At 47.1% G+C, this 23,523-nt stretch carries 25 protein-coding genes; 11 read left to right on the top strand and 14 right to left on the bottom strand.

Annotated features, from left to right (window positions below):
- Positions 1 to 136: 136 nt before the first annotated feature.
- From DXE33_RS00480 to DXE33_RS09910, 9 genes are all read right to left on the bottom strand, one after another.
- Entirely contained in the window at positions 137 to 1,588 is a 1,452-nt protein-coding gene (locus DXE33_RS00480; RefSeq protein WP_114638172.1) for a DegQ family serine endoprotease, read from the bottom strand.
- 48 nt (positions 1,589 to 1,636) lie between these two features.
- The gene (gene fabF, locus DXE33_RS00475; RefSeq protein ID WP_114638171.1) at positions 1,637 to 2,884 is read right to left on the bottom strand and encodes a beta-ketoacyl-ACP synthase II; all 1,248 of its coding nucleotides are present in this window, start codon (positions 2,882 to 2,884) and stop codon (positions 1,637 to 1,639) included.
- Between the two features lie 21 nt (positions 2,885 to 2,905).
- Positions 2,906 to 3,145, bottom strand: coding sequence for an acyl carrier protein (acpP, locus tag DXE33_RS00470; RefSeq protein WP_114638170.1), 240 nt, complete (start codon positions 3,143 to 3,145; stop codon positions 2,906 to 2,908).
- Positions 3,146 to 3,244: 99 nt separating this feature from the next.
- Entirely contained in the window at positions 3,245 to 3,988 is a 744-nt protein-coding gene (gene fabG, locus DXE33_RS00465; protein ID WP_114638169.1) for a 3-oxoacyl-ACP reductase FabG, read from the bottom strand.
- A gap of 109 nt (positions 3,989 to 4,097) precedes the next feature.
- A complete protein-coding gene (fabD, locus tag DXE33_RS00460) occupies positions 4,098 to 5,033 on the bottom strand; it encodes an ACP S-malonyltransferase (RefSeq protein ID WP_114638168.1) in 936 nt (311 codons plus the stop codon).
- Between the two features lie 74 nt (positions 5,034 to 5,107).
- The gene (locus tag DXE33_RS00455) at positions 5,108 to 6,094 is read right to left on the bottom strand and encodes a beta-ketoacyl-ACP synthase III (protein WP_114638167.1); all 987 of its coding nucleotides are present in this window, start codon (positions 6,092 to 6,094) and stop codon (positions 5,108 to 5,110) included.
- A complete protein-coding gene (plsX, locus tag DXE33_RS00450; RefSeq protein WP_114639670.1) occupies positions 6,091 to 7,104 on the bottom strand; it encodes a phosphate acyltransferase PlsX in 1,014 nt (337 codons plus the stop codon). The genes DXE33_RS00455 and plsX overlap by 4 nt, the downstream gene beginning before the upstream one ends.
- A gap of 83 nt (positions 7,105 to 7,187) precedes the next feature.
- Positions 7,188 to 7,367: a 50S ribosomal protein L32 gene (gene rpmF / locus DXE33_RS00445; protein ID WP_011902241.1), complete on the bottom strand. Its 180-nt coding sequence runs from the start codon at positions 7,365 to 7,367 to the stop codon at positions 7,188 to 7,190.
- Between the two features lie 114 nt (positions 7,368 to 7,481).
- Positions 7,482 to 7,781: a YceD family protein gene (locus tag DXE33_RS09910; protein ID WP_231970273.1), complete on the bottom strand. Its 300-nt coding sequence runs from the start codon at positions 7,779 to 7,781 to the stop codon at positions 7,482 to 7,484.
- A gap of 319 nt (positions 7,782 to 8,100) precedes the next feature.
- Here DXE33_RS09910 and DXE33_RS00435 point away from each other — a divergent pair, with 319 nt between their 5' ends.
- Both DXE33_RS00435 and DXE33_RS00430 read left to right on the top strand, forming a co-directional pair.
- Complete coding sequence (locus DXE33_RS00435) at positions 8,101 to 8,721, top strand: Maf family nucleotide pyrophosphatase (protein ID WP_114638166.1); 621 nt, start codon at positions 8,101 to 8,103, stop codon at positions 8,719 to 8,721.
- A 3-nt stretch (positions 8,722 to 8,724) separates the two neighbouring features.
- Positions 8,725 to 9,495, top strand: coding sequence for an SAM-dependent methyltransferase (locus DXE33_RS00430; RefSeq protein ID WP_114638165.1), 771 nt, complete (start codon positions 8,725 to 8,727; stop codon positions 9,493 to 9,495).
- A gap of 28 nt (positions 9,496 to 9,523) precedes the next feature.
- Here DXE33_RS00430 and sppA read toward each other — a convergent pair whose 3' ends face one another.
- The 3 genes from sppA to DXE33_RS00415 are packed head-to-tail and all read right to left on the bottom strand — an operon-like array spanning position 9,524 to position 12,205.
- Positions 9,524 to 10,471, bottom strand: a complete 948-nt coding sequence (gene sppA / locus DXE33_RS00425) for a signal peptide peptidase SppA (protein WP_114638164.1) — start codon at positions 10,469 to 10,471, stop codon at positions 9,524 to 9,526.
- Between the two features lie 37 nt (positions 10,472 to 10,508).
- Positions 10,509 to 11,183, bottom strand: a complete 675-nt coding sequence (locus DXE33_RS00420) for an HAD-IA family hydrolase (RefSeq protein WP_114638163.1) — start codon at positions 11,181 to 11,183, stop codon at positions 10,509 to 10,511.
- A complete protein-coding gene (locus DXE33_RS00415) occupies positions 11,180 to 12,205 on the bottom strand; it encodes an RluA family pseudouridine synthase (RefSeq protein ID WP_114638162.1) in 1,026 nt (341 codons plus the stop codon). Before DXE33_RS00415 ends, DXE33_RS00420 begins: the two co-directional genes overlap by 4 nt.
- Positions 12,206 to 12,534: 329 nt before the next feature.
- Here DXE33_RS00415 and DXE33_RS00410 point away from each other — a divergent pair, with 329 nt between their 5' ends.
- The 5 genes from DXE33_RS00410 (at position 12,535) to DXE33_RS00390 (ending at position 18,639) form a co-directional block, all read left to right on the top strand.
- Positions 12,535 to 15,174 (top strand): Rne/Rng family ribonuclease, encoded by a 2,640-nt coding sequence (locus DXE33_RS00410; RefSeq protein ID WP_114638161.1) that lies wholly within the window; start codon positions 12,535 to 12,537, stop codon positions 15,172 to 15,174.
- Between the two features lie 116 nt (positions 15,175 to 15,290).
- The gene (gene moaA, locus DXE33_RS00405) at positions 15,291 to 16,415 is read left to right on the top strand and encodes a GTP 3',8-cyclase MoaA (protein ID WP_408634190.1); all 1,125 of its coding nucleotides are present in this window, start codon (positions 15,291 to 15,293) and stop codon (positions 16,413 to 16,415) included.
- Entirely contained in the window at positions 16,415 to 17,020 is a 606-nt protein-coding gene (mobA, locus tag DXE33_RS00400) for a molybdenum cofactor guanylyltransferase MobA (protein WP_114638159.1), read from the top strand. Before moaA ends, mobA begins: the two co-directional genes overlap by 1 nt.
- On the top strand, positions 17,017 to 18,333 hold the full coding sequence (moeA, locus tag DXE33_RS00395; protein WP_114638158.1) for a molybdopterin molybdotransferase MoeA: 1,317 nt from the start codon (positions 17,017 to 17,019) through the stop codon (positions 18,331 to 18,333). The genes mobA and moeA overlap by 4 nt, the downstream gene beginning before the upstream one ends.
- A 12-nt stretch (positions 18,334 to 18,345) precedes the next feature.
- Positions 18,346 to 18,639: a hypothetical protein gene (locus DXE33_RS00390; protein WP_114639669.1), complete on the top strand. Its 294-nt coding sequence runs from the start codon at positions 18,346 to 18,348 to the stop codon at positions 18,637 to 18,639.
- 91 nt (positions 18,640 to 18,730) lie between these two features.
- Here DXE33_RS00390 and DXE33_RS00385 read toward each other — a convergent pair whose 3' ends face one another.
- Positions 18,731 to 19,744 (bottom strand): 2-hydroxyacid dehydrogenase, encoded by a 1,014-nt coding sequence (locus tag DXE33_RS00385; RefSeq protein ID WP_114638157.1) that lies wholly within the window; start codon positions 19,742 to 19,744, stop codon positions 18,731 to 18,733.
- 117 nt (positions 19,745 to 19,861) lie between these two features.
- On the opposite strand from DXE33_RS00385, the gene fdxA reads away from it, so the two are divergent.
- Genes fdxA through DXE33_RS00365 form a run of 4 tightly spaced genes read left to right on the top strand, consistent with a single transcriptional unit; the run spans position 19,862 to position 22,590 of the window.
- Complete coding sequence (gene fdxA, locus DXE33_RS00380; RefSeq protein WP_114638156.1) at positions 19,862 to 20,185, top strand: ferredoxin FdxA; 324 nt, start codon at positions 19,862 to 19,864, stop codon at positions 20,183 to 20,185.
- A 23-nt stretch (positions 20,186 to 20,208) separates the two neighbouring features.
- Positions 20,209 to 21,252, top strand: a complete 1,044-nt coding sequence (locus tag DXE33_RS00375; protein WP_231970272.1) for an NAD(P)/FAD-dependent oxidoreductase — start codon at positions 20,209 to 20,211, stop codon at positions 21,250 to 21,252.
- A 44-nt stretch (positions 21,253 to 21,296) separates the two neighbouring features.
- Positions 21,297 to 22,091 (top strand): thymidylate synthase, encoded by a 795-nt coding sequence (locus DXE33_RS00370; RefSeq protein ID WP_114638154.1) that lies wholly within the window; start codon positions 21,297 to 21,299, stop codon positions 22,089 to 22,091.
- A gap of 10 nt (positions 22,092 to 22,101) precedes the next feature.
- Positions 22,102 to 22,590 (top strand): dihydrofolate reductase, encoded by a 489-nt coding sequence (locus DXE33_RS00365; RefSeq protein ID WP_114638153.1) that lies wholly within the window; start codon positions 22,102 to 22,104, stop codon positions 22,588 to 22,590.
- Positions 22,591 to 22,666: 76 nt separating this feature from the next.
- Here DXE33_RS00365 and DXE33_RS00360 read toward each other — a convergent pair whose 3' ends face one another.
- The gene (locus DXE33_RS00360) at positions 22,667 to 23,509 is read right to left on the bottom strand and encodes a peptidylprolyl isomerase (RefSeq protein ID WP_114638152.1); all 843 of its coding nucleotides are present in this window, start codon (positions 23,507 to 23,509) and stop codon (positions 22,667 to 22,669) included.
- Positions 23,510 to 23,523 lie beyond the last annotated feature (14 nt).

Below are 23,523 nucleotides of genomic sequence, written 5' to 3'. Positions count from 1 at the left end.
GCGTCTTATTAAGTAATTCAAAAAACGCCTTGTCAGAACGCACCACAATGATGCGCTGCAAAAAGTCGTCTTCAGATGATTGTAATGGGTGGCGCCCAAAAGGCGCCGAACCTCATTTTTTTAGCCTAAAAAGGGCTTATTTAGGTCTTACAGGGATAACCAAGGTGCTATCGCCACGGCGAATAAATACCGGGACAGCTTTGTTTGCATCCAGACCCTTAGCTAGGGCCTCAAACTGCTTTACGGCGGTAATATCGGTATCGGCCACCCGGATGATGACATCCCCAGGGCGGACCCCTGCTCTTGCTAAGGAGCCATCACTTAGACCCGTCACTTCAACGCCGCCTTTGATGTTCAATTCCTTCTTTTTAACATCTGATAAATCTACAACTGCCACTCCAAAAATATTCACACCATTTCCGTTTGCGGCAGGAATATCAGGCTTTTTGTTAGCAGCCTGCAAAGAGTCAGAATCCGCTACTGTCACAGTTAAATCCCTAGTAGCACCCTTACGCCAAGCTTGTACAACGACCGAAGTGCCTGGCTTGGTTTCACCAACTACGCGAGGTAGGTCGGTGGATTTGTTGATCTCACGTCCATTAAAGCTCAGGATCACATCGCCTGGCTCAATCCCCCCAGCCGCAGCAGGGCCACCCGCTTCCACACTACGTACGTATGCACCACGAGGCTTGCCAAGACCTAAACTCTCAGCCACCTCTTTTGTCATTTCACCTAAAGCAACGCCAATTCGGCCACGAGTCATCTTGCCGTTAGTACGCAACTGATCAGCTACGCGCATTGCCTCATCAATTGGAATGGCAAATGAAATCCCCATATAGCCACCGGAGCGACTAAAAATTTGAGAATTAATGCCAATCACTTGGCCAGCAGTATTGAGCAATGGACCACCAGAGTTACCTGGATTTACTGCAACGTCAGTTTGAATAAAGGGAAGATAGTCGCCAGTATCGCGGCTCTTGGCCGAGACAATGCCTGCGGTTACGGTGTTCTCTAGACCAAATGGAGAGCCAATTGCCAGTACCCACTCACCCACTCTCACCTTAGATGAGTCGCCCAAGGGAAGTCTTGGTAAATCACGCGCGTCAATTTTGACAACCGCCACATCAGTGCGCTTATCCATGCCCAATAACTTGGCTTTGAGCTCACGCTTATCGGTTAAGGTGACATAAATTGTAGATGCCCCTTCGACTACGTGAGCATTTGTCAGAATCAATCCATTAGATTCAATAATGAAACCAGAGCCCACACCTCTATCAGCTTCTTGAGGCTTTCCAGGATTAGGTTGTGCCTGCTTGGGTCCACTGGGCATGCCGGGAATAGGCACGCCAAAGAAACGACGGAAAAATTCCGCCTGGTCTTCTGGCATTCCTGGAAATCCACCCTGAGACTGTTGCACGATTATTTTTTCAGTAGTGCGGATATTCACTACTGCAGGACTTGCGCGCTCAACCAAGTCTGCAAAATCTGGGATTGTTACTCGAGGATTTTGAGCGCTAACAGACGAAATAAATGCGATTTGCCCAAGACTCAATACAGTCAAGAGCGCAATAAAGTGCTTTTTCATCATGCTATAGACCTACTTGGTAAAAACCAATAATGAAGATATTGAAGAATATTAGGTCAGCTTACCAAAAATCAAGGTGCCGTTAGTACCACCAAAGCCAAAGTTGTTTTTGACTGCATGGTCGATTTTCACATCCCTAGCAGTATTGGCACAGTAGTCCAAATCACACTCAGGATCTTGATTAAAGATATTGATCGTAGGAGGCGATTTCTGGTGATGAAGCGCCAGAATCGTAAATACAGACTCCAAGCCGCCAGCGCCGCCCAACAGGTGGCCAGTCATTGACTTGGTAGAGTTAATCAAAGCTTTTTTAGCGTGATCGCCTAAGGCCGCCTTGATAGCTTCGGTTTCATTCTTATCGCCCAATGGGGTCGAGGTACCGTGGGCGTTCAAATACTGAATTTGATCGGGATTAAGCTGGGCATCACGCATTGCATTGACCATGCAACGACGTGGGCCATCCATATTTGGCGCAGTCATATGATACGCATCACCACTCATACCAAAGCCGAGCAACTCACAATAGATTTTTGCGCCACGCGCTTTTGCGTTCTCATACTCTTCGAGCACGAGAACGCCAGCACCTTCGCCCAGAACAAAACCATCACGGTCTTTATCCCAAGGACGAGATGCAGTGGCAGGATCATCGTTGCGAGTTGAAAGTGCTCTGGCAGATGCAAAACCACCGACACCTAAAGCAGAAATGGTTGACTCAGCGCCACCGGCAATCATGACATCTGCATCGCCATATTGAATTAACCGCGCAGCCAAACCGATGCTATGCAAACCGGTTGTACAGGCAGTCACTGCAGCGACGTTAGGGCCTTTGAGGCCAAACAAAATACTTAAGTGACCAGAAATCATATTGATGATTGAGCCAGGCACAAAGAATGGGGAGATACGGCGTGGACCGCGCGCCAAGAGCTCGGCGCCAGTCTCTTCAATCATTGGCAGACCACCAATCCCAGAGCCGACCATCACGCCTACGCGCTCGGCATTTTGCTCGGTGATCTCTAGTCCACTATCGCGAATAGCTTGCGTACCAGCAGCAATACCGTAATGGATAAAGGTATCCATATGACGCGCTTCTTTGGCAGAAACATATTCTTCGACATTGAAATCTTTCACCTCTCCAGCGAAATGCACGCTCAGTGGAGTGTGGTCAAACTTGGTGATCGTAGCAATACCTGACTTGCCAGCAAGCAAATTAGACCAAGCTACGTCAACCGAATTACCAACAGGTGAGATGAGGCCAAGGCCGGTGACTACTACCCGGCGTCGGCCGTTTGATACTGACACGGTAATGCCTAAACTAGGGAATTAACCCTGAGCTTTTAACTTAGCAAAGTCGATCGCGAGCTGAACTGTGGTGATTTTTTCAGCTTCCTCATCAGGAATTTCGATACCGAATTCATCTTCCAAAGCCATAACCAGCTCAACAGTGTCAAGAGAGTCAGCGCCCAAGTCGTTCACGAAAGAAGATTCATTTTTGATATCTCCTTCTGCGACGCCTAATTGCTCAGCGACGATTTTCTTAACGCGTTGTTCGATGTTGTCCATTAATTTCCCCAGGGGTTGTAAAAAACGATGGAAGGATTTTATCAGCTTGGCGGACGCATTTAGCAAATCCGCTAAAAAATAACAAAATCCCGCATTCCATTAGGCCAAATATAGGCCGCCATTGACATGTAAGGTATTTCCCGTGATGTATCCCGCTGCTGGAGAGGCCAAAAAGGCTACTGCCTGGGCTACATCCTCAGGACTACCCAAGCGCGCCAGCGGAATGTTCACTTTTAGTGCATTTTGCTGCTCTTCACTCAAAGCTCGGGTCATATCGGTATCAATAAAGCCTGGAGCTACACAATTCACAGTGATATCACGGCTACCGATTTCGCGAGCTAAAGCGCGCGTCATGCCAGAAACACCCGATTTTGCCGCGGCGTAATTGGCCTGACCAGGATTGCCCATGTGACCCACAATTGAGGTGATATTAATAATTCGACCACCACGCGCTTTCATCATAGGGCGTAATACGGCTTGAGATAAGCGAAAAACTGCACTTAAGTTGGTATCAATGACATCAGTCCACTCATCGGTCTTCATGCGCATTGCCAAGTTGTCACGAGTAATACCAGCGTTATTTACCAAAATATTGATACCACCAAATTCTTTCACCACGAGATCGATCATTTCCTCGCAGGCGCCCGGTTTAGTTACATCCAATACCAAACCTTTGCCACCAGAAGACTGAAGACGATCATCGATCGCTTTAGCACCTGCCTCAGAAGTGGCTGTACCAATGACCTTGGCGCCGCACTTAACTAGCTCGTCTGCAATAGCTTGCCCAATACCGCGAGAAGCACCAGTGACCAGGGCAATTTGTCCGCTTATATCAAGATTCATATGTCTTCCAGTATTTCAATTTCATATTGGTTATTAATTGTCTGTATTGAATACTTAGTTAATTGCTTAGTTAATTATTCTGTTAGTTGTTTCGTAGTCGATTTACTGATTACTTCAAACTAGCCAACACATCATTTAAGCTGGCTTCATCAAAGACTGGCAGTCCAGTGACTTGATCATGAATGCGCTTAGTGAGTCCCGCTAATACCTTGCCCGGACCACACTCGATTACTTGAGTCACACCCTGCGCTGCCATCGCCTGAATCGTTTCTTGCCAGCGTACTGGCTTAGCAGCTTGACGCACTAAAGCGTCTTTAATGGCTTGAGGGTCATTGAGGATTTCAACATCCACGTTATTAATAACATCAATACTCGGCGCTTTAAATTCAATATTCGCTAAATAGCCCTTGAGCTTTTCGGAGGCTGGTTGCAATAAAGACGAATGAAAGGGTGCGGATACTGGCAGTGGCAATGCCCGTTTTGCTCCAGCCACTTTGAGCAACTCACAAGCTTTGGTCACAGCATCACTCGCACCCGCAATAACCACCTGTCCAGGCGCATTGAAATTCACTGCCTCGACCACACCACCAGATACATCGCTAGCTTCTGTACACACCTTGATGACGGTTGCATCATCTAAACCCAAAATAGCCGCCATACCGCCAGTACCAACTGGGACAGCAGTTTGCATTGCTTCGGCACGAAAACGGACCAAAGGAACAGCATCTTTAAAAGCAATCACGCCGGCTGCAACCAAAGCGGAATATTCACCCAGACTATGACCTGCCATCACTTTTGGAGCAGGGCCGCCTGCCGCCAACCAAGCACGATAGAAAGCAACAGCAGCAGTCAACATGACTGGTTGCGTATTGGTAGTTAAAGACAATGCCTCCGCAGGGCCTTCAGCAATCAGCTTTGCAACATCTTCTCCCAATGCTTCAGAAGCTTCTTGCAATGTCGTACGCACTTCAGGGCGCTGCGCAATGGAATTGAGCATGCCTACCGATTGAGAACCTTGTCCAGGAAAAACAAATGCAAATGTCATGGGATTAATGTATCGAAGAGTAGAAATGGAATATATGCTGGCTAATACTGACTTAACGCTGAATGAACACCGAATTAATACTTGAGAGCAACCGCTCCCCAGGCAAAGCCACCGCCAACACCTTCTAACAAGAGATATTGACCGCGTTGAATTTGACCAGAACGCACACCCGCATCCAAAGCCAAAGGAATAGAGGCGGCAGATGTATTGCCATGCTCATGAACCGTCACAATCACCTTATCCATCGACATGCCCATCTTTTTAGCAGTACCTTCCATGATGCGGATATTTGCTTGATGCGGAACCAACCAATCAATTTGTTCAGGCTTGAGATTGGCTTTCTCCAAAACCTCATGAGCCACTTGCTCTAACACCTTCACAGCCAATTTAAATACAGCTTGGCCATCCATCGTCATGAATGGTGAGCCATGCACTGAACCATTACCAGAGCGGCCAGGCACACACAAAATATTGCGCTGACTACCATCAGCATGCAAAGCGGAAGACAAAATTCCTGGCTCAGGTGAAGCTTCTAGAACTACCGCGCCCGCGCCATCACCAAACAATACGCATGTGCCGCGATCCTGAAAATCCAATATGCGAGAAAAGGTTTCGGCGCCAATCACTAATACTTTCTTATACGAACCAGAACGAATAAAGGCATCAGCAGTCGCGAGCGCATAAGTGAAACCAGCACAGACTGCTTGTACGTCAAATGCTGCGCACGATGTGTGAGCACCTAATTTATCTTGAACTACGCAGGCAGTACTGGGAAAGCCACCCAGGTGATCCGGAGTAGAGGTCGCCAAAATAATGAGGTCTAAATCTTCTGAAGTCATTCCCGCGCTAGTCAGTGCCGCTAGTGCTGCTTTAACAGCTAGATCACTTGTAAGCTCATGGTCTGCGGCAAAGTGGCGCGCTGAAATACCGCTACGAGTCCTAATCCACTCATCACTTGTCTCAAGACCAGACTTGGCTAAACGCTCTACCAAGTCTTGATTAGTCAAACGCTGCTGCGGAAGATAACTTCCAGTGCCAGCTACTCTTGCAAAAATACTCATACTTTCGTCTCCACCACAAAGGCAGCAGCAATCCGCTCTACCATACGGTTTTTGGCCGCTTCATATGCACGATCTAATGCAAAGCCAAATGCAAAACGGTCAGCAGAGCCATGACTCTTAATGACACAACCGCGCAAACCTAACAAGACGGCGCCGTTGTAGCGACGGTGGTCGACACGCTTACGCACACGTAGCAATGGGACCATGGCACAAATGGCCATGAACTTGGTTAATACAGAACGATTGAATTCTTCACGAATCAATCCGCTCATCATTTTCGCCAGACCTTCGCTAGCCTTGAGTACGACATTACCAACAAAGCCATCGCATACAACAATATCGGTTGTGCCCTTGAAAATATCATTACCTTCTACGTTGCCGTAGAAATTTAAATTGGTTTGGCGCAGCAACTCGCTAGTTTGCTTCACGACTTCATTGCCTTTGATGACCTCTTCACCAATGTTGAGTAGGCCAATAGAGGGGTTTTCTTTGCCATCAACCACTTGCACCATGACGTTTGCCATTTGGGCAAACTGCACCAAGTGAATTGGCTCACAGTCAGCATTAGCACCCAAATCCAGCATAGTAGTGCCACGGCCCAACTCATTGGGAATGGCTGTAGCAATCGCTGGGCGGTCAACGCCATCAAGGGTTTTGAGGATGTAACGGGAAATCGCCATCAACGCCCCAGTATTGCCAGAAGAGATCACTGCATCAGCAGTGCCATCTTTGACCTGCTCAATTGCCACACGCATTGAAGAATCTTTTTTGCGACGCAGCGCTACTTCAATGGGATCATCCATCAACACGACTTCGCTGGCAGGAATAATTTGAATCCGGTCTATCGGGGCTTGAGCAGACTTACTCAACACTTCTTTGATTAAATCGGGATTGCCCACCAGAGCAATTTTGGCATCAGCATGTTTTTGCAAGAAATCGCAGGCGGCAGGTACCGTCACGACAACTCCATGATCTCCGCCCATGGCATCAATAGCAAGAGTAACGCTCATAAACTGATTGATTGCTGCAAGTAATTTATCCAAGAAAAAAGCGGCCTTAAATGGAGCCGCTTCTATCTGATTGGACTAAAAAATTAGTCGTTTTTGGTTTTAACAACTTTACGGCCACGATAGTAGCCGTTAGGTGAAATGTGGTGGCGCAAATGAGCCTCACCAGTTGTGGCTTCAACAGCCGTAGCAGGTGCGGTCAAAAAGTCGTGCGCACGATGCATGCCACGTTTGGAAGGTGATTTTTTGTTTTGTTGAACGGCCATAATGACATAATGAACTCTAAGAGCAAGGCGATATTCTAGCATGGAAAAGCGTCTAAATGCTTGATTTATTTGCCAAGCTCTCCTAAAACAATAGACCCCAAAAAGCCTGAATTGTTAGTTTTTCTTCATATTTTTCAATATGTTAAAGGGGTTTTCACGCTCCCCAAGCTCACCACCAGACTCCTCATCCCCAAAAATGGAGGCATGAGTCTCACAGAATCCCTCAGGATGCTTTGGAATCAAGGGTAATGACAGCAAAACCTCATCCTCAATGGTTTCTAACAAGTTAAATTGCTGACTAGCAACCAGAGGCTCTTGCTCTTCATCCTCCAAAGGATAAGCATCAGCCTCCTCTTGGGTGGCCACCAGGACAAAACGTCGGTTTTCCTGGAGATCGACTGCACAATCTTGCAAACAGCGCTGGCAAATGAGGTGAATTCGCCCTTTTTTAGTCCTAAATTCAGGATTTGATGGGAATCACTACCTAAAGACTCCTCAAAATGGGTCTTGACCTCCCAATGAAAACCATCTCCGGCGACCACGCTTGATGCCTCTTCCGTCACCCTGGGCAGGTCTGAAACGTTTAAAAAACCAGCACCCTGATAGGATTGTGGAGCACAAAAATCGACCCGCCTGAGCGCACTGGGTTCTGAAGATAACTGAACTTGAGGTAAAACTTGATTACGATTCATAACATTAGTCTAAATCAAGACATCTTCGAAAGTTAGCAGCAATGAGTATTTCTAATAAAGCGTCAATACAAACATTCTCGAATCCTCCGCTCATTCTAGGGTCGACCTCAGTCTATCGTCGCGAACTGTTGGAGCGCTTGCGTATTCCATTTGAAGTCGTTTCTCCTCAGGTAGATGAGACGCCACAAACAGGAGAGAGCTCTCTGGATTTGACGCTTCGACTTGCTCAAGCAAAAGCGGCTGCAGTGGCAAAACAATATCCCAATGCCTGGGTCATTGGTTCTGATCAAGTAGCTGACCTTTGTGGCGCTGCCATTGGAAAGCCTGGGAACTTTGAGAGAGCGTTGGCACAACTCCAACTCATGCGTGGCCAAACCGTCACTTTTCATACTGCACTTTGCCTCATGAAAGAGGACACGTTCACAACAATTAGCGTGCCAACCGAAGTGAGCTTTCGCAAACTTTCCGATGAAGTATTAGAAAACTATTTGCACGCTGAGGAGCCATACGATTGCGCAGGCAGCGCCAAGTCTGAAGGCCTGGGCATCAGCCTACTAGAGTCCATCCAAAGCGATGACCCAACCGCACTCATTGGCCTACCACTCATTGCATTGACAGGTTTATTGCGTGATGCAGGATTTGCAATTCCACAGAAGAAATAATTCATGGCAAAACTTGGCACACTCTATTTAGCCCCCAATACATTAGGTGATGACGCACGTGCAGAACAACTGCCTTGGGTACTCCCTAGTGAAACTATTAACTGCACTGCAAAACTCAAGCATTGGATTGTTGAGGATGCCAAGACAGCGCGCGCTTTTTTAAAAGCAATTGATAGTGTTTTACCTCTAACATGCACCATTCAAGAAATGCAAATGAGTGAATGGCGAGGTGCAGCCCGTAATGCTAAGTATGGCGACTCGGTAAAACCTGCTGATTTACTCAAGCCATTGCTAGCCGGCCATGACATGGGTCTGATGTCTGAAGCGGGCGTTCCCGGCGTGGCTGATCCGGGTGCTGAGTTAGTGCTCGCGGCTCACAAACTGGGTGCGCAAGTAAAGCCATTGGTTGGCCCAAGCTCAATTCTCTTGGGGCTCATGGCAAGCGGTCTCAATGGTCAGCGCTTTGCATTTCAGGGCTACCTGCCGCAGGACACCCATGAGCGTAGTACCAAGCTCAAACAACTTGAAGTGGAATCTCGAAAACTCCAACAGACTCAAATTTGGATCGAGACACCCTATCGCAATGTAGCCATGCTGACGGCATGCATGATCTCTTTAGCGCCACAAACCCTGCTCTGTATTGGCGTAGATTTAAGCCTGCCATCAGAAATGATTACCACAATGCCGATTGAACATTGGCGCAAGCGCTACCCCAATGAAGCAGCATGTGCTTCATTACAAAATAGGCCAACAGTATTTCTACTATTGGCCTAAGCTGAGTAAATCTCAAGCGTAGAGATTGTTACTTCAAATCAGGTGCTTTCACCAAAGCTTTGCCTGCTGCTGCACCAGCCTCAGCGCCAAAACGTTTAGCCACACGCTCTGCAAAATTTTCTTTCAAGGTGTAGTCCAGCACATCTGGCGCCTTAAAGATATCGCGCGCAACAGAATCGACTGTGCCATAACCATCTACTAGACCCAGCTTGACTGCCTGCTCGCCATTCCAAATGCGTCCTGAAAAAAGATCTGGGGTATCTTTCAAGCGTGAGCCTCGACCCTCTTTTACTACAGCAATAAATTGCTGATGAATTTCATCGATCATGGTTTTCACCATTTCGACTTGCTTAGGCTCTTCCTTGCTAAACGGGTCAAGCATACCTTTGTTGGAGCCAGCTGTAATCATGCGACGTGTCACACCCAATTTGTCCATCAAGCCCGTGAAACCAAAGCCCTCCATGATCACACCAATTGAGCCAACTAAGCTGGCTTTATCAACCAAAATCTGATCGGCTGCCACTGCAACGTAGTAGCCACCTGAAGCGCAAATATCTTCAACCACGACATAGAAGGGTTTTTTAGGGTACAGCTTGCGCAAACGATGAATCTCATCATTAATCATGCCAGCTTGAACCGGAGAGCCCCCTGGGCTGTTGATCCGCAAAACAACGCCAGCACTATGTTCATTCTCAAACGCTGCCAGTAAAGATGAGTTGATGTCCATGGCATTGGCCAGAGAGCTTGAAGAGATCTCACCCTCCAAAGTGACCATCGCCGTATGTTTTTCCACGCCCATGCCGCGACCCGGAAGATGAAAATCAAAAACTGTCAGAGCAATCGCGATGACAAGCAATAAAGTCGGTACCCTAAAAAACGCTCTCCAGCGCCGTGCTTTGCGAGTCTCTTTCAGATTCTCTAAGAGTAGATGCTCAAGTGCCTGTCTTTCCCAATTTGGGGGTGAATTATTTTCCATCTAGATTCCTCAGTATTCTCTAGTACTACCAATCACGTTACAAATTTTCATGCAGCCATTTAGAGAGCTGTGCCACATCATCGACATGCGCCAAAGACTTTGCAGTCTTTAATGTATCAGGTGGATGTGCACCATAGGTGACGGCTACAGCATCTACCCCAGCATTGGATGCCATATCCAAATCATGAGTGGTATCGCCAATCATCAGCATTCGACGAGTCGGCACTTGCAACGCATCCGAGAGCTCTAAGAGCATTCCAGGATGAGGCTTTGAAAACGATTCGTCGGCAGTTTTCGTCTCATGAAAGAGATGCCCAATCTGGTGATGATTTAAGGAGCGATTCAATCCCACCCGCGACTTTCCGGTTGCAACCCCTAATAAATATTGTTCTGCACGTAATTTTTCTAAGAGCTCACGGATGCCGACAAATAAATCAAGCTCATGATCCTTGGCAAGATAGTGATATCGAAAACGATCGGTCAACTTTTGGAAATGGATGGGCTCAATCCATGGCACAGCTCGACGCAATGAATCCTGAATGCCCAAACCAATCACAGAGCTCGCCAGGGTGTCATCAGGCTCTTTAAAACCCAGATCGCGACAAGCTTGCTGAATGCAATCAACAATGGTTGGGGTGGAATCCATAATAGTTCCATCCCAATCCCAGACGATCAGGTCGTAACGGCGATCTGATTTATTTTTTCTATTCATTGAGCTTCGGTAGATTCAAAGTTTTTCATCATCAGCACAAACTCTGGCGGCAGTGGCGATTCAATCCGCAACTTTTCACCAGTTCGGGGATGGGTAAATCCTGCTAAGTGCGCATGTAAATACAGCCTCTTGGATTTAACTAATTTGTCGAGATCTTCAAATCCATACTTACCATCACCCAAAATGGCGTGGCCTAATTTTTGCAGATGAACTCGAATTTGGTGGGTGCGCCCAGTCTTTAGCTGAGCTTCAGCCAGGGTAATAGCAACATCCTCGCGTTGCATAGTCTTTGTTACTCGCAAAGCGGTATGACTTGGCAAACCTTCGGGATCGACTCGCACACGGCGTTCGCCATTAGCCAGCAAATATTTATGCAAAGGATATTTAAGCTGCATCACTTGGGCGCCTTGCTTAATTTCGCCGTAAGCCAATAAGTAGTAACGCTTATCTGTTTGGCCCTCTCGAATCTGACGATGTAACTCCACTAAGGCACTACGCTTTTTCGCCAACAGCAATACTCCCGAAGTATCTCGGTCAAGTCGATGCACTAGTTCCAAGAATTTGAGTTCTGGACGAGTAATGCGCAAAGTCTCGATTACACCTAAGGCAATTCCTGAGCCCCCATGAACCGCCAAACCAGCTGGCTTATCCACAATTAATAAAGCCTCATCCTCAAACAGAATCGGCATCTTGTCGGAGTAGCCCCTGGCACGAGATTTAGTTTGAGCCGTGTTAACGGCCGCCATTTGAGCAGGTTCTGCGATGCGAACAGGTGGAACGCGAACAACGTCACCCTCAATCAGACGGGTAGTTGGCTCTGCCCGCTTCTTATTTACCCGAACCTCACCCGAGCGAATAATGCGGTAAACATGACTTTTGGGCACACCCTTGGCCCAGCGCAGCAAATAGTTATCCAAACGCTGTCCAGCCTCTTCCGGCCCAATAGTCTGCAAGTGGACGGCGGCTGGGGGACGAGAGCGCGTTTCGGCTTCTTTGGGCTTGGATACTGGATCAGATTTCATGATTTATCTCCCTTATCGCCCTGGTTTAGGACGACAAGGGACTCAACAATACCCCATTGTCATTCAACTTGTGCCGTACAATCAACGATCTAGCCGATTTATTGGCCGGACCCAGCCTGAGATCAGGCCATTGATGACCAAAAGGAGGTCTCTGCGGCGATCGCCAAGTGTGGCACCGAATTAACCAAACGTTAAGTTGGTGAACTAGGCAAAAAGTGCCTAGATTTGCATGATCCACACCCATAAACCGCCCAGGTACCGTCCTTGGTGGCATCAAACTGACTCACTAACGCAGCGCGCAACGACATCCTCCCCCATAGGAGAGTGTTATGAAACGCATGTTGTTTAATGCAACTCAACAGGAAGAGTTGCGAGTTGCCATCGTTGATGGTCAAAAACTTATTGATATCGATATCGAAGCTGCCGGCCGTGATCAACGCAAAGGCAATATCTACAAAGGTGTTATTACCCGCATTGAACCCTCATTAGAGGCCTGCTTTGTTAACTACGGAGAAGAGCGTCATGGCTTCCTCCCATTTAAAGAAGTTGCTAGAGCATATTTCAAAGAAGGCACCGACGTTCGCAATGCCTCCATTAAGGATGCCCTGCGCGAAGGTCAAGAAATCATTGTTCAGGTAGAAAAAGAAGAGCGCGGCCAAAAGGGCGCCGCCCTCACCTCTTTTATCTCTCTGGCAGGTCGCTATTTGGTATTGATGCCAAATAATCCCCGTGGTGGTGGTGTTTCTCGCCGGATCGAAGGCGAAGATCGCCAAGAATTGCGTGAAGCCATGTCTCAATTAGAAGTACCTGATGGCATGAGCATCATTGCTCGTACCGCTGGTATTGGCCGTGATGCTACCGAATTGCAATGGGACTTAAGTTACCTCCTGCAATTATGGAAAGCAATTGATGAAGCCGCCAAAGGCAATTCAGCACCATTATTGATTTACCTCGAATCAAGCTTAGTGATCCGCGCAATCCGCGATTACTTCCAGCCTGATATTGGTGAGATCCTCATCGATACCGATGATATCTACGAACAAGCTGCCGCTTTTATGTCCGTGGTGATGCCTGACAATTTGCCACGAGTAAAACGCTATCAAGATGATGTGCCTTTGTTCTCTCGTTTTCAAATTGAGCATCAAATTGAAACGGCCTATTCACGTACTGTGCCATTGCCATCCGGCGGCGCTATCGTAATTGACCACACCGAAGCTTTGGTTTCGGTTGACGTCAACTCAGCACGTGCTACCCGTGGCTCTGATATTGAAGAAACTGCTACACGCACTAACTTAGAAGCTGCCGATGAAATCGCGCGTCAAGCGCGTTTACGCGACTTGGGCGGCCTGATCGTGATCGACTTCATTGATATGGAATCGAGCAAAGCACAGAAGGATGTAGAAAATCGCTTACGCGATGCTTTGCGTCATGACCGCGCTCGGGTTCAGATGGGTAAGATCTCCAAATTTGGCTTGATGGAAATGTCACGCCAGCGTTTGCGTCCTGCACTATCCGAAGGTAGCCACGTAACCTGCCCACGTTGTAATGGAACCGGCCACATTCGCGATACTGAATCGTCTGCATTGCAAGTTCTTCGTATCATTCAAGAAGAGGCAATGAAAGAGGATACTGCTGCGATTCATACTCAGGTTCCAGTTGAAGTGGCTGCTTTCCTCTTAAATGAAAAACGTGCTGAGGTAATCAAGATCGAAACACGCTTCAAAGTAAATGTCTTGATGGTTCCAAATAAGCACCTGGAAACACCCCATTACAAGTTAGAGCGTTTGCGTCATGACGACCCACGTCTTGATGATCAGAAAGCAAGTTACGTAATGGCGGAAGAGGCTGCACGTGAGCTCGAGACAGACACTACAGTAAGCAAAAAGGATGCCGATTTCAAAGCACGTCCTGAAGCTGCTGTTAAGGGAATCACCCCTACTCAACCTGCACCAATGAGCCAGCCACGTCCTGCGCGTACCGAGAAGGGAACCACTGAAAGCTCTGGCGGCTTCTTTGGCTTTATCAAAAAACTCTTCTCCTCTACTCCAGCAGTTGAAGAGAAACCAGCGCCAAGCAATCACCGTGGCCGCAATCAAGGTCGTAATGGTAATGGCGGCGATCGCAACCGTGGCCGTAATCGTCGTGGCGAGCGCAATGGTGATCGTGCTGAGCGCCCAGCAGCCAATGCAACCGAAGGTGCTCCAACTGAGAGCAATAACCGCAGCGGCAATAACCGTAATAACAACAACCGTAACGGCAACCGCAATCAAAACAACCAGAACGGTCCAAAACCTGAGCGTCAAGCTAATCCAGCTGCCGTCACGCCAGCCACTGAAGCTACTCCAGGCGAAGAAGCAACTACCAGCGCGGATGGCGAAGAGCGTCGCGGTCGCAACCGTAATCGCCGAAGTCGTGGCCGCGGTCAACGAGAGCGTGGTGAGCGTACTGAAAATGGTGATACAACTGCAGTTGCTTCAAGCGCTTCAGCAACAAGCCAGTTCTCAGGCCCGCCAGTTGGTATGGCTGGTGCATCTGCAACGATGCCGATTCAAAATATTGTGAATAGTTTTGGCAATGCAAAACCTCAAGCACAAAAACCAGAGCGCAGTGAAAGGTCTACTCGTCCACCACGTCAATCGAATCGCCCTGCGCAAACTGTGACTCCTGCAGCAGCGCCAGTAACAACAGTCGTAGCTACTGCGACAACAGTTGAAGTGATTACTAAGCCTGCCCCAGAGCTTCCTAAAGTTGCCTTCCAGGCGCTTGAAGAAACACCTTTGCATCAAGTTGTGCAGTCAGCAGGTATGATCTGGGTAGCTACCGATGCATCCAAGCACGCAGAAGCACAAAATCAAATTCAGGCTGAGCCAGTTACCTTGAACTTAGGTAGAGTACCTAAGCCGGCAGCAACCCTGCCTGAGGGCCCAATGGTTTTAGTAGAAACCGGCGGCCAAGAAAAAACGGTTTAAGCCTCGCAGCTTTTTCTCCAGACCGCCTTCTATCCCAAAAGGATATTGGGCGGTTCGGCAGAAACCCCGTTTCACGGCCATAATTGTCATATGGTTGAAAAAGCAATCCCCGCAATATCCAAAGTCCAATATCCAAAGTCATTCCAATCCGCGTTGATGAAGGCAAAGGCCGGAGTCCATCTATTGGCGAGCAATTGCTTGCCCCCCATGATCGCACTCAAGATGCACGCGGAAGAACTTTGCGCGACCTCAGGATTTCTGTAACTGATCGTTGCAACTTTCGCTGCACCTACTGCATGCCCAAAGAAGTTTTTGATCAACACTATCCATACCTCGCTCACCAAGAATTATTGAGCTTCGAAGAAATTACCCGCTTAACTTCCATCTTCTCGACTTTGGGTGTTGAAAAAATTCGCCTGACTGGTGGCGAGCCATTGTTGCGAAAAAATTTGGAGATCTTAATTGAGATGCTTGCCGCAATTCGTACTCCTGCAGGCAATGCCTTAGATTTGACCCTGACAACTAATGGCAGCATCTTGCGCAAGAAGGCTGCGGCACTAAAAGCCGCCGGCCTTCAGAGGCTGACTGTGAGTCTTGATGGATTAGATGACACCATCTTTCGCAAGATGAATGATGTCGATTTTCCGGTCGCAGATGTCTTAGATGGTATTGCAGCAGCGCAAGAAGCCGGCTTTGAAAATATCAAAGTCAATATGGTCGTTAAAAAAGGAACGAACGACCATGAGATTGTTGCAATGGCCAAACACTTTAAAGGCAGCGGCATTATCTTGCGCTTCATTGAATTTATGGACGTAGGTAGCTCCAATGGCTGGGGCATGACCCAAGTGCTCCCCTCAAGAGAAGTCATTGCCAAAATTCATGAGCAGTTTCCACTGCAAGCCATTGAAGCGAATTATCCAGGTGAAGTAGCTCAACGCTGGCGCTATGTTGATGGCTCCGGTGAAATTGGCGTGATCTCTAGCGTAACCCAAACCTTTTGCCATGAATGTACACGCGCCCGAATTTCGACCGATGGTCAAATGTATCTGTGCCTATTTGCTAACGAGGGATTTGATTTCAAAACCTTGTTGCGTTCTGGTAGAAGTGATTTAGAAATTGCCAATGCCGTCATGCATACTTGGTCACAGCGCGATGATCATTACTCTGAAATTCGGGGATCACAGACCACTAATCTGGCATCCAATAACCGCAAAGTTGAAATGTCTTACATAGGCGGCTAATGATTTCAAGCAAAGACATTACTGGATTGATTCTGGCTGGAGGTCGCGCTCAGCGAATGGGAGGAATTGATAAGGGCCTGATTCCATTTCATCAAAAACCCCTCATTGAATCTGCAATCGATCGACTCAAGCCTCAAGTTGGTCCGATCATCATTAACGCTAATCGCAGCATTACCCGTTATGCAGGCTATGGTTATCCAGTATGCATGGATGAGACGCCTGATTTTTCAGGACCACTGGCAGGATTTCTGATGGGACTGAAGAACTGCCGCACACCTTATCTATTAACAGCGCCTTGCGACACCCCTTTGCTACCTGCTGACTTGGCATTCAGGCTCACCGAAGAGCTCGAGCAAAAGCAATTGCAGATGGTATATGCCTCTAGCAAAGAATCTGATGGCAGGGTTTGGGCGCAACCCGTTTTTTGTCTGATGCGCGCAAACCTCAAGGAATCACTATCAGAATTTCTTAAAAAAGGCGATCTCAAAATTGATCGCTGGTTTAAAGAGATTCAAAGCGGCACAGTCATTTTTGATGATGAAAAGGCCTTTGCAAATGTTAACACCCCAGAAGAACTAAGAGCTTTAGAAGAAATCTCGTCATGAAGCATTCACCAAATAATCCTCTCTTGCTTAGCTCATCATTGCATGTCGATGAAGCTCGGGCAGCCATTCGCAATTTAGTAAGAGAGCTACTTCAAGAAGGTGGCTCAACTCAAGATTCAAACTTCATTGAAACTGTTACTTTAGATCAAGCCCTCAATCGTATCCTCGCGCAAGATTTACTCTCTCCGATTGATGTTCCTGCTGCCGATAACTCCGCCATGGATGGCTACGCTTTTGATGGAACTTGCCTAAACACAAACAATTCAGAAATCACTCTATCCATTGCCGGCACTGCTTTAGCAGGAAAGCCTTATGAGGGATCCATCAGTCAGGCTCAATGCCTTAAGATCATGACCGGCGCGCTGATGCCCAAGGGCTGCGACACTGTGATTCCTCAAGAGTTTACGAGCAGTAGCAACAATCAATCCATCACCTTTACACGATCCCAACTCAAGGCGGGAGAAAATCGCCGACTACGCGGCGAAGATCTTCAAAAAGATCAACCCGCAATTGTGGCAGGTCGAGTATTGCGCCCTTCTGATTTAGGTTTAGCTGCTTCACTTGGCATTGCTTCTCTGCAAGTGCATCGCAAACTTAAAGTAGCCATTCTGTCATCGGGTGATGAACTGCGCTCACTCAATCAAGCTTTGGATCCCGGCAGCATCTATGACAGCAACCGCTACAGTCTTATTGGTTTACTGAATCGCCTTAATGTAGAGATCATTGATTGCGGCATCGTGCGAGATGACCCTAACTCTCTCAAAGAGGCTTTTATCAATGCCGCTGCAAAAGCAGATGTCTTGATTTCCTCCGGCGGGGTCTCGGTTGGTGAAGCTGATTTCACCAAACAAATCTTGCAAGAGTTAGGAGATGTGGGCTTTTGGAAAATTGCCATGCGACCGGGTCGTCCAATGGCCTTTGGAATACTCAAGCCCATACCAGATCAATCTAATCCTCGTAAAACACTATTCTTCGGATTGCCCGGAAACCCTGTAGCAGTGATGGTGACTTTTTATCAATTTGTCCGCAGCGCCCTATTGCAATTAGGTGGCGCCACCCAAACCGAACCCCCATTAACTCAAGCCATCTCTGAAACAGCAATTCGCAAGAAACCCGGCCGCACCGAATTTCAACGCGCCATTTTGGGGCGTGCCGCCGATGGCAAACCGACAGTCAGACTTACTGGTAGCCAAGGTGCCGGAATTTTGCGCTCTATGAGCCAAGCAAATTGCTTTGTAATTTTAGGTCACGATCAAGGGAATATTGCCGCTGGAGACTGGGTAGATATAGCGCTTTTTGAAGGACTGCTTTAAGATTGCATGATCATGAAACTTACTAAAAAAGAACTCGCCTTCCTCGATCCAACTCATACCGCTAAGACCCTTGTTTTAGTTTATCTTTGCTTCTCAGTTCCCATCGTCTTACTAGCTCTCTTTGTAGCCTTTATTCGTGATGGCGCAATTCCTGGTTTCACAGTACTGTCAGCATTGATTCTCAATGCTTTGCTAGGCTTTGGTTTATTGTGGGTAGCCTGCAAGGTATATAACTGGGTTGCAGGAAAATTTGGTGGAATCGAACTTGCCTTGCGTGAACTTCCAGAAGAAATTGAAGCCGAATAATTTCATTCCCGCATTCATTGGATGACAAAGCCGAGAGTTCCTCGGCTTTTTAATTTTCTGCCCAATGTAGGCAGCGCTATTGAAGGTAGCGCTATCCTTTAATTACATCCGCATTAATCAGGCTAGGTGGTTTTTTGCCAGCAAGTGCAGCGCGCAAATTATCAATGGCAAGATCAACCATTGCCCTACGCGTTTTTTCGGTTGCACTCGCAATATGCGGCGCTAGCACTACGTTACTCAGTTTGAGAAGCTCTGGATGCACCAATGGCTCACCCTCAAATACATCCAGACCAGCAGCAAAAATCTTCTTATCTTTTAATGCCTGCGCTAAGGCAACATCATCCACAATGCCCCCGCGTGCAATGTTGACGAGGGTTGCTGTGGGTTTCATCATCGCAATTTCTCTTGCGCCAATCGTATGATGACTTTGGGCACTATAAGGCAATACCAGCACCACGTGATCAGCAGTACGCAACAAATCTTCTTTAGAGACGAAAGTTGCACCACACGCTTTTTCATCCACCTCTGATAGACGACTACGATTGTGATAAAGCACTTTCATACCAAACCCAAGAGCACGCTTTGCAATGCCCTGACCAATGCGACCCATACCAATAATGCCAACAGTGCTATGGTGCAAATCCATCCCCAATGGATTATTCACGATTGACCACTTATCCCAAAGACCATTTCTGATCCAATGCTCAGATTCGGTAATTCTTCTTGCAGTAGCCATCAGTAAAGCAAAACCAAAATCCGCAGTGGTATCGGTTAGAACATCAGGAGTATTGGTCGCCATCACCCCAGCTGCAGTAATAGCAGGTACATCAAAATTGTTGTAGCCCACTGAAATATTGGCCACAATCTTCAAATCTTTCGCGCGTGCCAGAGCGTTGGCATCAATTCGTTCGCTACCGGCAACCAAGGCCCCCAAGACCTCGGACAGGGCTTGTTGCAGCTCTTCTGGACTCAAAATGACGTCTGCCTGATTTGAGCGAACCTCAAAAGATTCCTCTAGCTTAGCCAATGCCTCTGGAAATATGGCTCTAGCCACGAGGATTTTGGGCTTTTTACCGATAGTTTGCGTGTTTATAGGTGTATTCATAGGTAGAACTTTACCTCAAGTAAATCGGGCCATTTCAGCTAAAATTAAAGTTTTATAACTTAGCTTAGCAGCCCTTAGCTTAGCAGCCTCCTCTTGAGGTTCTTTAGATTAATCACTATGACTTACGTTGTTACCGAATCCTGTATCCGCTGCAAATACACTGACTGTGTTGATGTTTGTCCAGTAGATTGCTTCCGCGAAGGCCCTAATTTCCTAGTCATTGATCCAGACGAGTGCATCGACTGCGCAGTTTGTGTTCCTGAGTGTCCGGTCAATGCAATTTACGCCGAAGATGACGTGCCTGGCGATCAACAGGCATTTATCAAGCTCAACGCTGAACTATCGCCTAACTGGACATCGATCACTAAATCCAAGGCCGCCCTTCCAGATGCTGAAGAGTGGAAAGATGTTAAAAACAAACTCGATCAGTTAGTGAAGTAATCCCCACTTACACGAGAATTGATTTGCAATCGCCCACACTTGCTGACGCAGTCATTATTGGCGCCGGCCCTGTGGGCCTCTTCCAAGTATTTGAGCTTGGTCTTTTAGATATCAAAGCACACATCATTGACTCTTTGCCTGAAGTCGGCGGTCAATGCATCGAGCTCTATCCCGATAAACCCATCTATGACATACCAGCAATTCCGGTTTGCTCTGGCCGCGAATTGATTAATAATTTACTAAAGCAAATTGAGCCATTCAAACCACAATTTTATTTAGGACGGGAAGTCATTCGCCTAGAGAAGCAAGAGAATGGTTGCTTTTTCATAGAGACATCGCAAGCAGAACAATTCCTGGCCAGGACCGTGTTTATTGCCGCAGGCGTTGGTGCCTTTCAGCCCCGACTCTTAAATGTCGACGGCATTGAAGATTTGGTCGGCAGGCATGTTTTTTATTACGTCAAACATCCAGAGCAATTTTTCAACAAGAAGATTGTGGTCTGTGGTGGTGGCGACTCTGCATTAGATTGGGCCCTACATTTTGCAGATAAAGCAGCTAGCGTTACCTTAATTCATCGACGCGATGACTTTAAAGCGGCGCCACAGTCCATTACCAACATGCGTGAACTTTGTGCTGCTGGAAAAATTCAATTACTCATTGGTCAAATTACTGGCTTCGCACAGCAAGATGATCACCTTAGAGAAATTACCGTCACCGATATTGACGGCAATACCCAAATACTTCCAGTTGACGATCTTTTAATCTTCTTTGGACTCTCCCCTAAATTGGGTCCGATTGCCGACTGGGGATTAGCCATTGAGCGCAAACAAGTCTTAGTAGATACCGAAAAATTTCAGACAAGCATTCCTGGAATTTATGCTGTAGGCGATATCAACGCTTATCCAGGAAAAAAGAAACTCATCCTGTCAGGTTTTCATGAGGCAGCCTTAGCTGCCTTTGCTGCAGCAGAGTATCTGAACCCAGAAAAGCCCGTACAGCTGCAGTACACCACCACCTCCCCCAAGCTTCATCAGGCACTTGGAGTGAAGTCCCCAGGATTCGAGTAAGCTACCCTTAATCTGTTTAATCACTACTAATTTAGCCAAATTCTATGCGTCAATATCACGACCTCATGAAAGAAGTCCTCGCCAAGGGCGTCAAAAAATCTGACAGGACAGGTACCGGCACGATTTCCATATTTGGTCATCAAATGCGCTTTAATTTGGCCGATGGCTTCCCGATGGTGACCACCAAGAAGTTGCACCTGAAATCCATCATCTATGAATTACTGTGGTTTCTCAAAGGTAGCACCAATAACAACTGGCTCAAAGAACGTGGCGTCTCCATTTGGAACGAATGGGCAGCACCCGATGGTGATTTGGGTCCAATTTATGGCTACCAATGGCGCTCCTGGCCAGCACCCAACGATCAACACATCGATCAAATTTCCGAAGTGGTAGAGACCATCAAAAAGAATCCAGATTCACGTCGCATCATTGTTTCCGCCTGGAACGTAGCAGACATCCCTAGAATGGCTTTAGCACCATGTCATGCCTTCTTTCAGTTTTATGTGGCCGATGGCAAGCTTTCTTGCCAACTCTATCAGCGCAGTGCCGATATCTTCCTAGGCGTCCCATTTAATATTGCTAGCTATGCCTTGCTAACGCACATGATGGCTCAGCAGTGCAATCTAGAAGTAGGTGACTTTGTCTGGACTGGTGGTGATTGCCATTTATATAGCAATCACTTAGAACAAGTGAATCTCCAACTTTCAAGAGAATTCTTTCCACTCCCAAAACTCAATATTTTGCGCAAACCTGACTCTATCTTTGATTATGAACTCGAAGATTTTGAGATTGTGGGTTATGAATCTCACCCGCACATTAAAGCTCCAGTAGCTGTTTAAGAAAACTGATATGACACAACCCGCCATCTCCATGATTGTTGCGCGCTCACGTAACCATGTTATTGGGCGCGACAACCAAATGCCCTGGAAGATTTCTGCTGATTTGCAATTCTTTAAGCGCGTCACTATGGGTCACCCAGTCATCATGGGTCGCAAAACCTGGGAATCGATTGGCAGACCGCTACCAGGACGCCGAAATATTGTGGTTAGCCGGAATACCAACTATCAAGCGACTGGTGGCGAGCTAGTTGGCTCTCTTGATGAGGCATTGAAGAATTTGGGTGACTTCCCGCGCGTTTTTGTCATTGGTGGCGAGCAACTGTTCAAGCAAGCTTTTGATAAGGCAGATCGGCTCTACATCACTGAAATTGATCTAAATATTGAGGATGGTGACACGTTTTTTGAAGTACCGAACGCGCTTGCCTGGAAAGAGCTTGAGCGCACCCCAGGGTCCGAGGGGGATATCACATTTAATTTTGTGACTTTGGAGCGAATATAGAACTGCAATAGCAATTTACTGAAAATAAAAGGACTCCGTAGAGTCCTTCTTTATTACCATCCTACATTGCGTCAACTTACTGAAGCACAATCGTTGCATTCTTGGCCATTTCAGAAATGAACTCATATTGCTTCTTTTGAGTTAATCCCGCACGAATAGCTGGCTTAGCCTGATCTAAAGTGGGTGGTTTAGAAGCTCTTTTATCTTCTAATTTAATCAAGTACCACCCCTGCTGCACTTGAATCGGAGCCGTAGATGCTTGCCCCTTAGAAAGATTTACCAAAACAGCGGAAATTGGCGGAGGCAACTGTCCTGGCTGAACCCATCCAGATGCGCCACCCTGCGCTCGATTAGGCGCCAAGGAAACACTTTTGGCAACCTTATCAAAAGCCTCGCCCTTCTTGATCCGATTGAGAGCCGCCTGAGCGTCAGCCTCAGAGGCCACAGCAATATCGCTAATCTTGTACTCATTAATCATTCCCTGCGGACCCAAGGAAGCAATTTCTCGATTGTATTCAGCTTGGATATCTGCATCGGTGATCGGATTCTTTGCCAAGAAATTGGATAACTCCAAGTCGGCTAAGTAATTTTGACGAATCATCATCAACTGGGTATTTGCTTTTTCAGAATTCACTAAACCATCTTTTTCTGCCTGTTGAGATAACAGTAAAACTTCAATATATTTTTGTAACACTGCTTTACGCAATTCAGGAGAGTCTTTTTGACCTTGGGCGATCGCCATCTTGATTCCCTGCTCAACCATATCATTAGTTATGATGGTTCCGTTTACTGACGCGGCCGCATTAATTGGCAAACCACTTTGTTGCGCATCTGCGCTAACGCAGATTGCAAAACTAAAAATGCTCGCGACAATCAACTGGCTTACGATAGTTTTAATACTAGAAATGAATAGTTTCATAAGTAAGGTCTTTC

This window comes from Polynucleobacter necessarius, assembly GCF_900096765.1.
GTDB lineage: Bacteria > Pseudomonadota > Gammaproteobacteria > Burkholderiales > Burkholderiaceae > Polynucleobacter > Polynucleobacter necessarius_F.
The sequence above is the reverse complement of the archived record's forward strand: the minus strand, read 5'-3'. Positions and strand labels throughout refer to the sequence as shown.

Bases quoted from the DNA above. Each gene is read 5' to 3' on its own strand.
- DXE33_RS00480 (WP_114638172.1), bottom strand. From the start codon at position 1,588: ATGATGAAAAAGCACTTTATTGCGCTCTTGACTGTATTGAGTCTTGGG.
- acpP (WP_114638170.1), bottom strand. From the start codon at position 3,145: ATGGACAACATCGAACAACGCGTTAAGAAAATCGTCGCTGAGCAATTA.
- fabG (WP_114638169.1), bottom strand. From the start codon at position 3,988: ATGAATCTTGATATAAGCGGACAAATTGCCCTGGTCACTGGTGCTTCT.
- fabD (WP_114638168.1), bottom strand. From the start codon at position 5,033: ATGACATTTGCATTTGTTTTTCCTGGACAAGGTTCTCAATCGGTAGGC.
- DXE33_RS00455 (WP_114638167.1), bottom strand. From the start codon at position 6,094: ATGAGTATTTTTGCAAGAGTAGCTGGCACTGGAAGTTATCTTCCGCAG.
- plsX (WP_114639670.1), bottom strand. From the start codon at position 7,104: ATGAGCGTTACTCTTGCTATTGATGCCATGGGCGGAGATCATGGAGTT.
- rpmF (WP_011902241.1), bottom strand. From the start codon at position 7,367: ATGGCCGTTCAACAAAACAAAAAATCACCTTCCAAACGTGGCATGCAT.
- DXE33_RS00435 (WP_114638166.1), top strand. From the start codon at position 8,101: ATGAGTATTTCTAATAAAGCGTCAATACAAACATTCTCGAATCCTCCG.
- DXE33_RS00430 (WP_114638165.1), top strand. From the start codon at position 8,725: ATGGCAAAACTTGGCACACTCTATTTAGCCCCCAATACATTAGGTGAT.
- sppA (WP_114638164.1), bottom strand. From the start codon at position 10,471: ATGGAAAATAATTCACCCCCAAATTGGGAAAGACAGGCACTTGAGCAT.
- DXE33_RS00420 (WP_114638163.1), bottom strand. From the start codon at position 11,183: ATGAATAGAAAAAATAAATCAGATCGCCGTTACGACCTGATCGTCTGG.
- DXE33_RS00415 (WP_114638162.1), bottom strand. From the start codon at position 12,205: ATGAAATCTGATCCAGTATCCAAGCCCAAAGAAGCCGAAACGCGCTCT.
- DXE33_RS00410 (WP_114638161.1), top strand. From the start codon at position 12,535: ATGAAACGCATGTTGTTTAATGCAACTCAACAGGAAGAGTTGCGAGTT.
- mobA (WP_114638159.1), top strand. From the start codon at position 16,415: ATGATTTCAAGCAAAGACATTACTGGATTGATTCTGGCTGGAGGTCGC.
- moeA (WP_114638158.1), top strand. From the start codon at position 17,017: ATGAAGCATTCACCAAATAATCCTCTCTTGCTTAGCTCATCATTGCAT.
- DXE33_RS00390 (WP_114639669.1), top strand. From the start codon at position 18,346: ATGAAACTTACTAAAAAAGAACTCGCCTTCCTCGATCCAACTCATACC.
- DXE33_RS00385 (WP_114638157.1), bottom strand. From the start codon at position 19,744: ATGAATACACCTATAAACACGCAAACTATCGGTAAAAAGCCCAAAATC.
- fdxA (WP_114638156.1), top strand. From the start codon at position 19,862: ATGACTTACGTTGTTACCGAATCCTGTATCCGCTGCAAATACACTGAC.
- DXE33_RS00370 (WP_114638154.1), top strand. From the start codon at position 21,297: ATGCGTCAATATCACGACCTCATGAAAGAAGTCCTCGCCAAGGGCGTC.
- DXE33_RS00365 (WP_114638153.1), top strand. From the start codon at position 22,102: ATGACACAACCCGCCATCTCCATGATTGTTGCGCGCTCACGTAACCAT.
- DXE33_RS00360 (WP_114638152.1), bottom strand. From the start codon at position 23,509: ATGAAACTATTCATTTCTAGTATTAAAACTATCGTAAGCCAGTTGATT.